This is a genomic window from Microbulbifer maximicatervae (SeqCode) (assembly GCF_052467325.1).
The window spans coordinates 310,628-325,335 of sequence record NZ_CP174310.1 but is presented as its reverse complement, the minus strand read 5'-3'; the positions used below and the strand labels follow the sequence as shown (position 1 = coordinate 325,335).

Sequence of the window (14,708 nt, the reverse complement as noted above, 5' to 3'; positions counted from 1 at the left end):
CCACCTACGTCACACCTCATATCCAGTTCTTGTTCATCATCCCGTGAATTTGCGTTGGGCTTCCTCCAGCTAATACCTCGCGATATTAACCTTGCCCTTTCGCTAACCTTCGGCTCCACGAATACCTGGTAAGAGGACTTTCACCTCTCTAGTTAAATGCCATGCCTGGCACACACGCCTGCCGCACAGGCGAGCAACTAGTTGCGAGTCCAGCGCACGAAGTGCGCGATTGTGCCGGCACTTGTTAGGGTGTTTTGGCTTCGACTTTTTCGATCGTCAGGTATTGCGCATAAATAGCTTCTTTGTGACCGAAGCTAATGTGTTTATCCAGACGAAGCATGGGCTTAATGACATACCCATTCTTTAGCTTCACAGAATATGAACCATCCCCTAGCTTCACCCAATTGCCTTGGTAACGCTTTAAAAGAGCTTCACCATAGTAGGCACCCCACAAGGTTGGCAGCATATTCTTAGCTCGCTCTGAGTAAGTCGGACCTTCCCTATCAATCACTTCGCTCAAGAACTTAACCGACTTTTCGGAATAATCGAAACCTTGCACGCCATTCTTGATGAAACTACTAACCGTACCAGCTCCGTAATCTTGTACTTGAGTCAATTCCTCTTTAGAAAGCGGTTGAACAGCCAACATCTGTTCAATTTGATCGTGATCACCACCATTCACTTCCTTCACTTCAATTTGGAGATTCTCTGAATTTGCACTCATTGAAATAGCTCCTACGAATAACACGATTAATCTTTTCACTATATTTATCTATTTATGACTCTCTGAACCCTAACGCCCAGCGCAGGCGCAGCCAGCGCGGAGCGCAATTTGTGTTAATGTTTGAGCGCCAGCGAGTAACACAAAAGGTGCGTAGCGTTGGCTGTCGCTCTGCCGCTGCTTGTTATGTGTTGGATACATTAACTACTTTACGACCTCACACTCTTTACTGTCATACATGAACTTACCGCCACTATCTAAGCACTTATCTATTTTTAACTGAAGCATGATGGCCGGCACGCCCACAGCAAGTACGAGCAGAACAAGAACAATTGAAACGGGTATGAACCAACTTTTCATGCGACCTATTGAAAATCCATATTTCTGTTGAATATCCAAGCTTGTGCTAACGGTGACACATAACGCCGCTAGCAAGGGCAGCCGAAGCAACGCGTAGGCTGTCCAGCCCAGCCCCGAAGGGGTTGGGCGAGCTTGCCTAGCTTGGTTATGGCTGGCGCGCTCGGGACCGACTACTAGCACTTTGCCAGCCATAGTTTGGCTGGCCGCTGCCCAATATTTACGAGGGAAGAATACCGCACTTTCCCTAACCAATTCTTATCTTACTGGCAATCCGCGAAATTGCAGCGGACTGCCTCTTTTTACAACACCCGAGCGAACACTCTTGGAGCGAAACTGCCTGAATAGCAATCAGTAAAATTGCTCAATACCAGATGCTATTTAGTGGCACGAAACCTTCAGTTACCACGAAAAATCAATAAAACCGACCGCCACAATAACGCCTGCATCACCAGCCGGAGGTAATTGGAGGCTTTTTTGCAGCTCTACCGCAAAAAAGGTGCAAATTGCCGGAGGTCGGGTGCATGCCCTGGTTATGTTTATTTCTCATTCCACGCTAACCCCAATTGGGTTACCACTACAAAATCACTAAATTCTACAAAGAATAAAATTTACTCATCACCGTCATCATCAAGAAATTTTAAAGTCGTATGTTCTTGACTAATAAATCTATTCCAAGGGCCATCTTCTTGGTCTGATGTTGAGATAAGACCATAATACTCAATTAGATTCCAATCTAAATTATCCAAAGCCCTAGTTTTGGTATCCGATATTTTCTTATAAATATGATCGATGAATAATTGATAAGTAGTTTTGTAATCAGATTGTCTTTGTTCTATGAGTTTTCCAAACTCACCAATACTTTTTATTGTGCCTTCGACAATAGAGTTTAAACCAGCATCCTTTTCGACAAGTGTTGCACTAAACATCCTTTTCGGACAGTCGATCACACACCTTAATGCATTGAGGAAGCCATTCAACTCAATTACTGCAGGCTCTGCTCTATGAATTTCAAGATTATTTGTTTTAATGGAACGACCCCTCAAAAAACATAACGCCCGCAGCTGCGGACAACTTGGAGCGCAGCGGAAAGGCGTTCCGACAGCCTGCGCTTGTTAAGCCAGCCAGAGTTCATAAAGGCACCATGCTCCATAAATAGTTAATGGCAAAACGAACAAACCATAAAGAACAGCTGCTGAGGGAGATGTAAACAAAATAGCTAAAACAGTACCTGCGCCCAACAAAATCACCGGCACTCCTAGCAACGTTGAAACCGCCTTTTCAAGTGAACCAATTTCGGACAATGGAGTTTCCTTATAAAGGAGCCTCCAAAGCTGCAATAGAGCTAAGCACGGTACAAAAAGTAAAAATACTGTTTGATATGGATTTGGCCCGAGATCAAATCTTCCTTTACTAAACACAGCCAATCCGAGAGCGATTGTTAAATAGAGTACCCAGATCGTACCGGGAACTATAGAGAGCAATCCAATTATTCTACTTTTCTTGGTCATATTGGCTTAACAGTTAATTCAAAAGAAGCTTCTTTATATCACCCTGCTTTATATTTCTATGCCTCACTTCCTTTGGGGACTCAAAAAAGCTCATAAAATCAATAAACTATCGTAACTTGGCGCAAATATGCAAGAATAAATACCAAGCAGCGTCTTTATAATTCTGTATATTCTCTGCTTTATATCATTTTTGGAACCCTTTAAGTATCAATGAGTTACGGAGTTTCACCTAGAAATAGGAGCAGCTGCTGCTGATTTTGTTGTAGAGTGCACAACTGTATACTTTTCAGTCAAAACCTATCTATATAACCACAAACCGACGATCTGAGAGTTATGTCTAGCCTACCACTTATACCCTAAAATCAGCCCCATCACTCGCAGGCGCTTGCGCACGGTGTACTCCATATCATCAGGCGCGACCTCCTCCCCACCTGTAAGCCCAAGCTTCACTTTCTTGTAAGTACAGGTCGATATACAGTACCTCCACTCACCTTTCTACCCCTACTTTATTGATCTCCTAATTTTTGTCACCCGGCGTCAACAGGTTCTCCGCTGCTACCACCCTTATACGTGGCAACAACGAATCTGGGGGGGCTGACTACAGGCTCGGGAAAGCATGAAGGGAAGCACAGATTCCGTCAAAAGTGGAACCTCCATTGCTGGCAGCTGGATTGATCGCTGACTCGGCGCACAAGAGCTAGGGAGCACTGACGGAAATATTCCTCCATCACTATGAGGCTAGATATCTTGGCAGCCGTGGGCTCTAGCTTTAGCACAACGCCGAAAGCCGCTTTAAACAACTGGTGGGCTCGTCAACATTCATCTGGAGGGTCTGTGTATAGCAAGCCAAGCATTGAGTACACGTCTTATGGCGCTGGCAAGGCTTGCCTACCCTCTCTTCCTGTCGGATAAGAGGGTCTGCTTGTTAAACACCTCCAAGACTTCAGCATGGCCACTCCGAGTTCGCTACCTAATCACCTTTGGCATCCAAGAGGCATTCGAATCAGAGCGCGTATATCCCCTACCGAACAGAGGCGCAATGATTCTACTTGGAATCCCATCTTTTAATTACTGGGTGCCTTAAGTTGCCCTACCCTTTTTAGGATATTCAGGCCTTTGCTCTCTGCTGCTTTTTGATCCGCACATAGATTTCTTCACGGTGGATGGGGAGTGATTTGGGTGCGCTTATGCCTATCTTCACTTGATTACCTTTCACCTCCAGCACTGTGACTGAGACATTTGCTCCAATCCTTAGAAGTTCACCTGTCCGTCGCTTTAAGATCAACATACTTATTTCCTTCGATGGTCAAAGTTTGGGCGCTTCCGGGGTGGGGAAGCTTGGGCTTAACGTTTGGAGGAAATGTGGGGTGGTGCGCGGGGACGGTAGGCAGAGAAGAGGAAAAGGCGGGCGCTAGGCTTCCAGCGCTTGGGAACAGGCCCCAAGCCGCTGAATGTACTCCACTTTATTGAAGACGAGCGGGTTTCTAGCGTACTATGCATATAGCCAGTGCGTCCTGAGTATTTTTTTTTTTTTATAAATAAAAAAAAAAATACGTGCTATCCAGGAGATGGAGGTCGGCCCTCCGTTATCGCTTTGCAGGAAGTGATAACAAACCCCCTCAAGGTGATCGGAGTAAAGAGCTTTGGTTAGAAGCGCTTGAGGAAAAGGCGTACGAGATACGTCAGGTATGTTGTGTAGAGACGAATGCAAATGAACCACTGATGAGGTGTCGAAAGCGTATTACCAAGATGATGTCAAAACCCGTGCACTGGCTAAGTGCGGGGATAAGCTTGGAGGTTACCTGTTTACCGACCGAGTGGCATCCGGCATAGAGGTGGCGTGAACACACAACAGGCTTTTGGGTGGAACAGGAGAACCTGTCGTCCAGGTGTTAAGGAAGAGCGTCAAGTAGAGGCCCTGCAAGACGTTGAGTACCAAGACTGGTCACAGGGGCGGAACAACCCGTAGTAGTGGAGAAGCGGCTGTAATGGACGTGGAGCGAAGGGGTTGTCGTATTCGGCGACTAACCGTGTAATCAACCCAGATGGGGAGGAATTAACGATTAGCGCAAAGCCATTCAATATTCCCAAGCGAGCGGTTTGGGAAGCGTGGAAGCAGATCAAGGCCAATGGCGGCGGAGCGGGGATTGATGAGATAACGATAGAGCAATATGAATCGAATCTCGCCAAAAACCTGTACAAGCTATGGAATCGGATGTCATCTGGCAGCTATTTTCCATCAGCCGTCAAACGAGTGGATATTCCGAAACTCGATGGCAGCCTGCGACCACTGGGTATCCCCACAATCGAAGATCGCATTGCGCAAATGGTGGCTAAGCAACTGCTGGAGCCAGAATTGGAGAAGGTATTTCACCCTGACTCCTACGGCTATCGGCCAGGCAAATCTGCTATAGACGCAGTGCGCCGAGCTCGACAACGATGCTGGGATAGAATCTGGGTAGTTGATTTAGATATCAAGGGTTTCTTTGACAATATTAATCACGAACTCCTGCTGAAGGCATTAGATAAACATAATAATCATCAGTGGGTCAGACTCTATGTACAGCGCTGGTTAACGGCTCCAGTACAACATCGGGACGGACAGCTTGAAGAGCGAACACAAGGTACTCCACAAGGGGGTGTAATCAGCCCTCTACTGGCAAACTTGTTTTTGCACTACGCGCTGGACGCCTGGATGGTGAGAACGCACAGAGATATTCCTTTTGAGCGTTACGCGGATGATGCTGTTTACCATTGTCGTAATCCTCGAGAGGCGGATCGCTTACTGGCGGCTCTAAAAGCACGCTTGACTACCTGCGGGCTTGAGGCTCATCCAGAGAAAACGCGCAAGGTCTATTGCAAGAACAGTAATCGTAAAGACTCCCACCCAGTGATCCACTTTGACTTTCTGGGCTTTCGATTTGGTCCCAGAAAAGCAAGGAATCGCCAAGGACAGATCTTCACCGCATTTAGTCCTTCAATGAGCCCTAAGGCCTTCAAGAGGATTAAGGATAAGGTCAGGCAATGGCGAGTAATAAACTGGGTGGATCGATCACTATCTGAAATGGCAAAAGTACTTAATCCCGCAATACAGGGTTGGCTGAACTACTATGGTCACTTTGGGCGGAGATATGGTGTTTATCGACTTCAGAAGTATCTTGACCAAACGCTGATGCGTTGGGCCAGGAAGAAGTTTAAGCATCTGAAGCGAAGCTGTTTCAAAAGTTGGGCCTTTATTGGAAAAGTTCGTCAACAAATGCGCGGCTTGTTTGCACACTGGAGAATGGGAAGATTGAAAATGTGCTGAATACGAAGAGCCGTATGAATTGAGAGGTTCACGTACGGTTCTGTGAGAGGTCGAAGGGGAAGTTCCTTTGGTCTACTCGACCTTTGATAGTCTACGTATCAATTTGGTTAGCTGGCCCCGGGTGTTCCTAGCACCTTGGGTCAGCGCCTTTTACTTACTCTTACGTCACGCTACCGTTCTCCTTTGAGGGGATGGGTTTTTTAGAGAATTCTCGACTCTCTCGAAGCTTTCAATACTATTTAAAGTTCTGAAGCGTTTTTAATTGGCTCGCTCTATTACGGCCAAAATACCAAAAATATCTATCGATTTTACGCAGCTTTGAGATTTAAACAAACTGAATAAATTCCAATAAGATAATTTTCGCGCCTATATTTTTATACATTTTTGACTAAGGAAACCTCAGTCAACCATTGGAGAATTCAGTTTACATTGGAATTTACCCCATGCTTTTCTGAAAAGATTAAAGAGTAATACTCTTATTCAAATAGTTAACCAAAGGCAAAACCGTGGATTGTGAAAGTTCACTAATGATTTAAATGGCTCATTAGTTTTATGCTTGTAGCCGCATTCCTTGGTTAAATACAAGATGAACGGGATTCTATTGTAGGGATAAATATTGAGTTCGGCGTGAAGTTACCATCTTGCAAGTCAACTCCCCACATTAGTGCTATTGCTTGGTTATTTTGGGTTAAAACCAACCGTACAAGTAACCGCTGGTAAGGTCGCTTTAGATTTTAGGCTTAGCTCTATCCTTACCAGTAACGTGGACCCTAACCTTATCCGTTCTGGCATAGCTAAAGCTCCAGGGGAATTCGATTACACTTCAATCCAGCAACGCATTCACGCTGCAATCTCAGGTGAGCAACCCACAAATCTTTTGCCGCTGGCTGTCGGGGGGCGTCGGAATATGCCCAAAGGCTTGCCTTTTCAGCTGTAGACCACTATTTAGAGCTGGTAAATTGGAGTGGCCGACAGCTGCCCCCTAAAAAGCGCGAGGCCATTGCAGCGGATGCACCACCTATCCGAAAACGGCTGGGCATCTTTCCAAAGCACTAGCTCTACCTCAACTTTGAAAGCCGCTTTAAGCGATTAGTGGGCTCAGCGGAAGTGGTACGCCAAGTCTGTACTCAGCAAAACAAATGCTGGGTGAACGGGTTACGCGATTGCCAGCGTTTTCTGCTTCCCACCTCCTGCTAAATTCAGCCTATTCATCTGGGCCGGCTAGCTCGCTGTGCAGCTCTTTGCGCAATCTCTTGCTAATTGACCCGATAAGCGGCTATCAGGACTAGCATACCGTCTGTTTTAACGCCAAACCTCTGAAAGTTCACCAACTAGTATGGAAGTCAGGTTTTTTACCTAAATGCTTTTCAATTGATAAATGTTCTCAATCGTGATCATTGAGTGTCCAGGATTGCCATCTTGGACACCCACTAACTCAAAAGCTGTAAAAAATACTCTTCTCTCGCGCCCCAGTCTCGACCAAACAATTGACATCATAAGATGATCGCAAAAGAATTTCCTATCTATGAGATCAGATCAATCCACCTATTTTTCTCTATATAGGATAAACACATTATCTAACTCATGCGGCTCCCACTCTAAAGTAAAAGACTGATCACCCTTTGAAAATATAGCTTGAACTTTAACCACTCCACTCAAACCTTCAAGGTTATTGATATCAGCTTTACCCCCTTCAGAATCCACTGATAATATCTCAACGTAAATTCTATTTTTATAAACATATTCCCACACACTCTCTAAGGCTCGCTCTTCCTCCTGGGCCGTAGAGCTCGAAACAACCTTTGATGCTAGGACTTTTATATCACCCATACTATCTCCCCTGCCGCAGGATACCAGGCTAAAAACCAATAATATTAAGCATAAATTTTTAAGCACTATGAAATACCATGATTCGCCAATTTACTTTCTAACCATTTCATATGAGTACTGTCATGCCTTTTAAGTACTGTTTCGCCACTATTCATAACAGATCTATAGTCCCCACTATGCTTACTTGATTTATGATATTCATCTTCAAGGCCAAGCATATGACCAAACTCATGGACTGCACCACGCTGCCGTTGACCACCCGACTTCCTTACAAGCTTCAAGTCTTGACTATCCAGTGCAACGGTTCCCATTACAGGATTAACACTACTTACAGCAAACTTGCTAACCTTTTCTACGGTTATTTCCCAGTGATCCAACATCCAGCCACCTATTTGCGTCTCAAACCTAAAATCTATACCAATAGCTTTTCCAGATGTCAGATATTTAAGTATTCTTCCACCCCACTTGTTCTGTATAGCAAGCTTCCACCGACTAACAAAAAGTGACTTTTCTGATGAACTCCACTTACCACCTTCTCCATCCTCAAAGAAGAACTGGATCTTCATAAAAACTATAAGTAAATAATTTCCACTAGCCAACTTCACCAGATATAAATCGAATGCATCATTGACTCCACCATACCCTATAGTTCCAGATCGAACATCCGTTTCTGAAGCTATAACAGTCTCTCCTGACCTTAGCACTGACATGCGTTCCCCTAAGAAAATAAATATCAATTTCACAAAAAACCAACGAGCATCATTATTCCCCCCGAAGTTCAGATATCAACTACAGGTAATGAAGTGTAATCGCACTCAAGGCTAATTTAGGAGAAGATCTGAAATATTACCTCACACGAAGTCAGATTTAGACAGTTAAACTAATCATTGATACTTACGGCCTCAGAATTATAGCGGTGCTGTCCCGGTTTCCCTTGAGGGCTCTCACCGAGATCAGACTGGTTTCAGAGATAGTGTAATAAAGATCATAGCGATCAACGGAAAGGCTTTTGAGCCCTTCCGCCAGTTCGATTGGCCTAGCCTAAGCTAGAGAGGGCGGCCAGCTTATGAACATGCATTCACAACCTGTCCAGATATCTTCGGTGTTAATAGGTTGATCTTCGACCACAATCCCATGCACCCACCAAACAAGGTTCATAATCCGACAATCCTGTTGGCAAAGGTGGGAACCCCGCAAAATTACTTATATATGTCCACCGCAGTACCTATAGGCCAATGACTTTACCCTGGAGTGCCCAGGCACCCCTTACACTAATCTTTGGGTGTGCAATATTGCCGTTTCTCTGATACTTAATTGACTTAACATTTGTCTTTGGGGCTGAATTGGAAAAGCTCAAGGGCTGCCCCAATTCCACAAGAGCGATAACATCCGCTTGATATAATTTTACTAAGTAGAAACGATTTCCATCACAACTACTTTCCAGCCATTTTCTCTCATACACGCAACAAGCTGGATTGTAGCCATCGAGTCTTTCGGCCATGATTTAGGGCCATATATTTCCCTACTCATTTCTTCTAGAGAATCTATGCAAGTGAAAATTGTCCGCTCGAACGTCACATTTCCATTGATTCCGTATGAATCACATCCACTCCGGTAGTCCTCAACCCAACAACCAGATAACCCTACACCAAAATTTCCCAAATCTATGGTGACTATTTCCTTCGCAACCTGTCGATATGGAGAAGTCGAATTACATCCAATACAAGCAACTAAAAAATATAATATTATGAAGTACTTCATAGAAGTATGGGGCCCATAGAAAATGTCCTGTGATTGTTAAACATGGCGCTAACCAAGAATCCCAGAACTGAAAACCCAATAGTAGATTGGGCCGCAGACAGCCCACCCTGAGACTGCAAATTTAAAAAAACTATCCCGCCTTGGCGCCCCTATACTTGCAAGGCCCGTAAGCTCTTTCTCTTGAATTGGCTTTATAAGTCTGTAGGTTTTTACCAGCAGCCATCCAACCAGAAGTGGGAGTAATGTCAACAGAATGATAGTGCCGATTGTAAGTAAAGCTTCAGGTGATGATTTTCTCATTTATCTTATCAACTATTTAGAGTATTGGGGGTAAATGTACCGAGCGCACGCCAGTGCGTCCGGTGCTTTTACTAGTTAGGCATAGTACCGAATCGCCCACCAAAAGACGGCAGTAGCTACCATACCCATATAACACATGAGAACAGTATGCCTATGACATATACATAGCTGGGCAGTCTTGTTCGACCTGGTTATGCGTCGCTTTGTTATCCATGGCTTCTAGACTTCAACATAGATTCAAATAAAAGTATTAAAAAAGCGCCACTTATAACTGGTAAAATTATTCCGAAAATGAAAAAAATAGCAGCCAATGAGCGACTACCTGTTTTATAGCACCTGTAGCCCTCTATGAACGGATACAATAGGAATCCTATCAGTACGCTTATATGATGAACTCCGGGACCCTCAGTAAAGCTCCACCCCCTAACCTTTCTAGGCCGAGGAGGTAGATTACCGGATAAAGCAGGCCGGCTAGTATAAAAATAACTAAAAGATAAAGCCACTTACTCAAAACTCATATCTCTCCGCTGAAGCATACAACACCACGTTTAGCCGCGACCAAAACTGGGTGACTTTTTTGATATTGGCATTGCGATCACAAAAGACCCTCTACTTTAGACAAAGTACTGTAACGCTTTGTTATGAGCTGCGATAGCACGGGATATACGAACCAATAAAATGAATGTAATTGGATTCACTTGTTACCTCAATTGGTGAGCCGGGTTTAATATCAATCAATATTGTATCGAAAGCCCGTTTACCATCAACTCCCTCTGCTCCCTTACATTCGATATATTTTGAGTCTCCTACTGACATCCTAATATAAATTCGATCTCCAACATCCGGAAAAACATGCCCGAACATACCATACTCTGTTCTTAAGCTACCCAAGTTTACGTCCTTAAGTTTCTTCATCTCAGCAGCGGGCATCTTAATTTGTTCGTCGCCTACTCTAAGATTAAAAATTCTGACATTATCCGTATTTTCATCAAGCTCTATTTCGAGAAAAAATTCCTTATAAGGCTCAGGAAGAACGCCCTTCAATTTTAGCTCGTGAACGTGTAATAAAGTTGTATCGTAGCCAAAAGCTGAGGCACACAAAAAATATGTTAATATTGCTAGTCGATTCATATCATAATCTCGTAATACAGGCGCCTAAACTTGTTAAGTTTTTTATGACCAATGTAAACCAACTAAACTTAAAAATGTTTTATTAGTTACTGGCATACCTGAAGAGGCCCCAACAACAACGCTGCCTAACCCACATTTTGGACAACAAGCTGTTTGCTCATTGTCAGTCCAGCGAACAATCTCACTTGGTGGAAAATTCTCCTCGCACATAAAACACCCGCAAATTTCACTTCGTAGAATTTCTTCCCGGTGATTTACTGCATGATCAGAGACCTGATATTGATCATACCCAAACTCCGAAGACAAATGTTGTTCAATACTTTGATATTTCATTCTGATGGATACTGGTCTTAACCTTAATACCTTGCGAAAATGTCTTGCTCACCGGGACATACTGCAGGGAGCATTTTTGTGTGAAAATGGTGCACAGTGACAGATATAAAAATGAGCGTAGTAGTATGTGCCTGAATACAGTAACTTGTTAGTCTTTGGAACTAGAAGAAACATTCCCACTTACAGTTGAACTCTTTAGTTTTTATATTAAAGCTATATTCACAGCCCTCAGCTGTAAGATCGTTGACTCTTCCATACACAGTAGAACCCACTTGCTTTTCGATAGAAATACCATCTGCGGATACTCGATTACCTGACCAGACCATGTTAGTTCCCTCGATAACAGCCAAACACAGTCCATCTGTGGCAACAAAGCAATTTGTTTCGCCATTGTACGCGACTGCTTCAATCATATCCCAATCTGTTTTTGCCATTACTTTTCTAGAATCTGGATCTACAAGATAGCCTTGACCACCAGCAACAATTAAAAATAGGTGTTTATCTTGTAACGGGAGCACTAAATTTGTTGATTCGCAATCGCCTTGGCTAAAGACGCCAACCCATTCCAAGTATTCCGAATCCAAAAATTTAACCCACAGAGTATTATTTCCTGACTCTATGACTGAATGCTCTTCAAATTCTCCAGACAATGGAGGTCTATCTAAAATACTTGCTTCCATTCCTTGAACTCATGTAGAGGCTAACTCGCCAATAAACTGTCCAGTGAGGACCCTATAATAGGGACGGCCTCGTGCCAACCCAGCGGCGCTTAGTAGTCAGACTTCATTGGATTGTTAGGCAGGTTTAAACCAGCGTTCTGGTGCTCTTTTGTTTAGCAGATAGTATACCGCTAGAAAGCATGAAGCTTCGCCGATCCCCGTATATAGTGAGTAAGCACCCAGAGGTGTGAGAATGCTCATGCCGGAAACTACGACAGCCAAGATCAGGAAGGTACTTTTAGGATTCTCGGTTCTTTTTCTGATCATGCCAGAGACCCATAGCAAAATGGCACCCCATATAGGGATGAATATGTAATTAAAGGGGTCGAGTATTCCTGTTTCAGAGCTAAGCACGTAGATAAACTCTTCAATCAAGAAGATTAGAAAGCTTAGGGCTATGAGGAGGTACACCATCTTGATACTTGTAGGAGTAGCTAGTTTCTCTAGCTCAATATCTGATTCAGGTGCTTTGTACGGATTCATGAATGGTATACCTAACGTTCACATAACCGGCCGTAAACGGCGCGGCAGTTTGTTGTAGTCCAGCCAGCTCTGCTGGCGAGATTGATGTACTTGTTAACTGTTGATTACTGGATAGATTGCATAGAAAACAGCCCTACCCCTGTGACGGTAAGCGCTGAGGCAACGACTTTACGTTTAGTGCTAAATAATGTTATGCCCGGATAGTGGCGAATAATATCACCCGACAACCAAAACAATGAGAAAAGACAGGCTACCCACGCGGCTTGCCTTGTTAAAGTCAACGTACCATCTCGGCAGGGAATAACTATTCCATTTGATAGTGCTCCGACAACAAAGTAGGCCAACATCAAAAATAGAATTAGCCACAAAGCCAGTACTTTCCCACCAGCTTGTGCGACTTCGCTCATGACTACCCCAGACAGCTAACTGTTAATTCAAAAGAAGCTTCTTTATATCAGCCCGCTTTATATTTCTACGCCCGATTTTCTTTCAAATCTCAATAAAATCAATAAGTTACCTTATTTTTGTGTAAATACGCAAGAATATATACAAAGCAGCGCCTTTATAATTCTGTATTTTCTCAGCTTTACATCACCTTTGGCACCCTTTAAGTATCAATGAGTTACTGAGTTTCAACTAGAAGTAGGAGAAGCTTCTGCTGGCTTTTGTTATTGAAAGTACAGCTGTACACTTTTCGATCAGCGCCAACTAATTTACATGGCCCAAAACTGATAATCTGAGGGTTATGGCTTGCTAGCCACTTGTGCCGTCTAAGCAACCCCATCACTGATATGTGTTTGCACGCGGTATGCTCCATATCATCAGGCATAGCCTCCCATCCAAGCTGTAAGCCTAAACTTCACTGTGTTGTAAACACTGGTCGATCCCCTCTTCCTTGACCTTATTGATATCCTGATTTTTGTCACACGGCGTCAACAGGTTCTCCGTTGCTACCATTCTTATACGTGGCGGTAACGATTCTGCGGGGCTGACTATACAGGTTCGGAAGAGCGTGACGAATTGAAATCTAGCGATGTGGAGGGACACCTTGTATGTTAGGCGAGGAACAGAAAAACCAAAGCATAGATTCCGTCAAAAGTGGAACCTCATCTGCTGGAGCTGGATTAATCACTGACTCAGCACACAAGAGCTAGGGAGCATTGTTGGGAATATTCCTCCTTCATCAAAAGGCTAGGCATCTTCACTTAGCGTAGGCTCTGTCTTTAGCCCAATCCTGAAGGCTGCTTGAAGCAGCTGGTGGGCTCGGCGACATTCATCTGGAGGATCTGTGTATAGCAAGCCAAGCATTAAGTACACCTCTTGTGGCGCTGGCAAGGCTTGCTTACCCTCTCTTCCTGTCGGATAAGAAGGTCTGCTTGTTAAACACCTCCAAGACATCAGCACGGCCACTCCGAGTTCGCTAGCTAGTCACCTTTGGCATCCAAAAGGCATTCGAATCAGAGCGCGTATATCGCCTACCGAACAGAGGCGCAATGATTCTTCTTGGAATCCCTCTTTCAATTATTGGGTGCCTCAAGTTGCCCTACCTTCAAGCATATTCAGGCCTTCACTTTCTGCTGCTTTTTGATCCGCAGATAGATTTCTTCACGGTGGATGGGGAGTGACTTAGGTGCGCTTATGCCTATCTTCACTTGATTGCCTTTCACCTCCAGCACTGTGACTGAGACATTTGCTCCAATCCTTAGAAGTTCACCTGTCCGTCGCTTTAAGATCAACATACTTATTTCCTTCGATGGTCAAAGTTTGGGCGCTTCCAGGGTGGGGAAGCTTGGGCTTAACGTTTGGAGGAAATGTGGGGTGGCGCTCGGGGGCGGTAGGCAGAGAAGAGGAAAAGGCGGGCGCTAGGCTTCCAGAGCTTGGGAACAGGCCCCAAGCCGCTGAATGTACTCCACTTTATTGAAGACGAGCGGGTTTCTAGCGTATTATCCATATAGCCATTTTGATACTTAGGTTATCAATTTGGTCAGCTGGCCCCGGGTGTTCCTAGCACCTTGGGTCAGCGCCTTTTACTTACTCTTACGTCACGCTACCGTTCTCCTTTGAGGGATGGGTCTTTTAGAAAATTCTCGACTCTCTCGAAGCTTTCAAAACTATTCAAACTTCTGAAGCCTTTTTAATCGGCTCGCTCAATTACGGCCAAAATACCAAAAATGTCTATCGATTTTACGCAGCTTTGAGGTTGAAACAAACTGAATAAATTTCAATAGGATTATTTTCGCGCCTATATTTTTGGT

The 14,708-nt window shown here is 44.2% G+C and carries 13 protein-coding genes; 1 reads left to right on the top strand and 12 read right to left on the bottom strand.

All coding sequences use genetic code 11. From position 1 onward, the window contains the following. Positions 1-244: 244 nt before the first annotated feature. The 4 genes from ACJJIE_RS01690 to csrA (ACJJIE_RS01675) all read right to left on the bottom strand — a co-directional run bounded on the left by ACJJIE_RS01690 (position 245) and on the right by csrA (ACJJIE_RS01675) (position 3,877). On the bottom strand, positions 245-724 hold the full coding sequence (locus ACJJIE_RS01690; RefSeq protein WP_444893309.1) for a hypothetical protein: 480 nt from the start codon (positions 722-724) through the stop codon (positions 245-247). A gap of 965 nt (positions 725-1,689) precedes the next feature. Continuing rightward, a complete protein-coding gene (locus ACJJIE_RS01685; protein ID WP_444893308.1) occupies positions 1,690-2,124 on the bottom strand; it encodes a hypothetical protein in 435 nt (144 codons plus the stop codon). Between the two features lie 69 nt (positions 2,125-2,193). After that, positions 2,194-2,589 carry a hypothetical protein gene (locus tag ACJJIE_RS01680; RefSeq protein ID WP_444893307.1) on the bottom strand — a complete coding sequence of 132 codons (396 nt, stop codon included), beginning with the start codon at positions 2,587-2,589 and terminating at the stop codon, positions 2,194-2,196. Positions 2,590-3,697: 1,108 nt separating this feature from the next. Next, positions 3,698-3,877: a carbon storage regulator CsrA gene (gene csrA / locus ACJJIE_RS01675; RefSeq protein ID WP_444893306.1), complete on the bottom strand. Its 180-nt coding sequence runs from the start codon at positions 3,875-3,877 to the stop codon at positions 3,698-3,700. Positions 3,878-4,597: 720 nt separating this feature from the next. Here csrA (ACJJIE_RS01675) and ltrA point away from each other — a divergent pair. Beyond that, complete coding sequence (ltrA, locus tag ACJJIE_RS01670; RefSeq protein ID WP_282931929.1) at positions 4,598-5,896, top strand: group II intron reverse transcriptase/maturase; 1,299 nt, start codon at positions 4,598-4,600, stop codon at positions 5,894-5,896. Between the two features lie 1,545 nt (positions 5,897-7,441). Here the strand turns inward: ltrA and ACJJIE_RS01665 are convergent. The 8 genes from ACJJIE_RS01665 to csrA (ACJJIE_RS01630) form a co-directional block, all read right to left on the bottom strand. Then, on the bottom strand, positions 7,442-7,726 hold the full coding sequence (locus ACJJIE_RS01665) for a hypothetical protein (protein WP_282932069.1): 285 nt from the start codon (positions 7,724-7,726) through the stop codon (positions 7,442-7,444). A 65-nt stretch (positions 7,727-7,791) separates the two neighbouring features. Next, on the bottom strand, positions 7,792-8,436 hold the full coding sequence (locus tag ACJJIE_RS01660) for a zinc metalloprotease (RefSeq protein WP_444893305.1): 645 nt from the start codon (positions 8,434-8,436) through the stop codon (positions 7,792-7,794). 1,990 nt (positions 8,437-10,426) lie between these two features. After that, a complete protein-coding gene (locus ACJJIE_RS01655; RefSeq protein ID WP_444893304.1) occupies positions 10,427-10,918 on the bottom strand; it encodes a hypothetical protein in 492 nt (163 codons plus the stop codon). Positions 10,919-10,960: 42 nt separating this feature from the next. After that, positions 10,961-11,251 carry a hypothetical protein gene (locus ACJJIE_RS01650; protein WP_282932066.1) on the bottom strand — a complete coding sequence of 97 codons (291 nt, stop codon included), beginning with the start codon at positions 11,249-11,251 and terminating at the stop codon, positions 10,961-10,963. 161 nt (positions 11,252-11,412) lie between these two features. Then, positions 11,413-11,931 (bottom strand): hypothetical protein, encoded by a 519-nt coding sequence (locus ACJJIE_RS01645; RefSeq protein WP_444893303.1) that lies wholly within the window; start codon positions 11,929-11,931, stop codon positions 11,413-11,415. A 114-nt stretch (positions 11,932-12,045) separates the two neighbouring features. Continuing rightward, the gene (locus ACJJIE_RS01640; protein ID WP_282932064.1) at positions 12,046-12,453 is read right to left on the bottom strand and encodes a hypothetical protein; all 408 of its coding nucleotides are present in this window, start codon (positions 12,451-12,453) and stop codon (positions 12,046-12,048) included. A gap of 104 nt (positions 12,454-12,557) precedes the next feature. Next, positions 12,558-12,860: a hypothetical protein gene (locus ACJJIE_RS01635; protein WP_444893302.1), complete on the bottom strand. Its 303-nt coding sequence runs from the start codon at positions 12,858-12,860 to the stop codon at positions 12,558-12,560. Positions 12,861-14,012: 1,152 nt separating this feature from the next. Then, positions 14,013-14,192 (bottom strand): carbon storage regulator CsrA, encoded by a 180-nt coding sequence (csrA, locus tag ACJJIE_RS01630; RefSeq protein WP_413662655.1) that lies wholly within the window; start codon positions 14,190-14,192, stop codon positions 14,013-14,015. Positions 14,193-14,708: the final 516 nt, after the last annotated feature.

What these genes read in the sequence shown, in the direction of transcription:
- ACJJIE_RS01660 (WP_444893305.1), bottom strand. Translation starts at nt 8,436, where the DNA reads ATGTCAGTGCTAAGGTCAGGAGAGACTGTTATAGCTTCAGAAACGGAT.
- ACJJIE_RS01635 (WP_444893302.1), bottom strand. Translation starts at nt 12,860, where the DNA reads ATGAGCGAAGTCGCACAAGCTGGTGGGAAAGTACTGGCTTTGTGGCTA.
- ACJJIE_RS01665 (WP_282932069.1), bottom strand. Translation starts at nt 7,726, where the DNA reads ATGGGTGATATAAAAGTCCTAGCATCAAAGGTTGTTTCGAGCTCTACG.
- csrA (WP_413662655.1), bottom strand. Translation starts at nt 14,192, where the DNA reads ATGTTGATCTTAAAGCGACGGACAGGTGAACTTCTAAGGATTGGAGCA.
- csrA (WP_444893306.1), bottom strand. Translation starts at nt 3,877, where the DNA reads ATGTTGATCTTAAAGCGACGGACAGGTGAACTTCTAAGGATTGGAGCA.
- ACJJIE_RS01645 (WP_444893303.1), bottom strand. Translation starts at nt 11,931, where the DNA reads ATGGAAGCAAGTATTTTAGATAGACCTCCATTGTCTGGAGAATTTGAA.
- ACJJIE_RS01650 (WP_282932066.1), bottom strand. Translation starts at nt 11,251, where the DNA reads ATGAAATATCAAAGTATTGAACAACATTTGTCTTCGGAGTTTGGGTAT.
- ACJJIE_RS01640 (WP_282932064.1), bottom strand. Translation starts at nt 12,453, where the DNA reads ATGAATCCGTACAAAGCACCTGAATCAGATATTGAGCTAGAGAAACTA.
- ACJJIE_RS01680 (WP_444893307.1), bottom strand. Translation starts at nt 2,589, where the DNA reads ATGACCAAGAAAAGTAGAATAATTGGATTGCTCTCTATAGTTCCCGGT.
- ACJJIE_RS01655 (WP_444893304.1), bottom strand. Translation starts at nt 10,918, where the DNA reads ATGAATCGACTAGCAATATTAACATATTTTTTGTGTGCCTCAGCTTTT.
- ACJJIE_RS01690 (WP_444893309.1), bottom strand. Translation starts at nt 724, where the DNA reads ATGAGTGCAAATTCAGAGAATCTCCAAATTGAAGTGAAGGAAGTGAAT.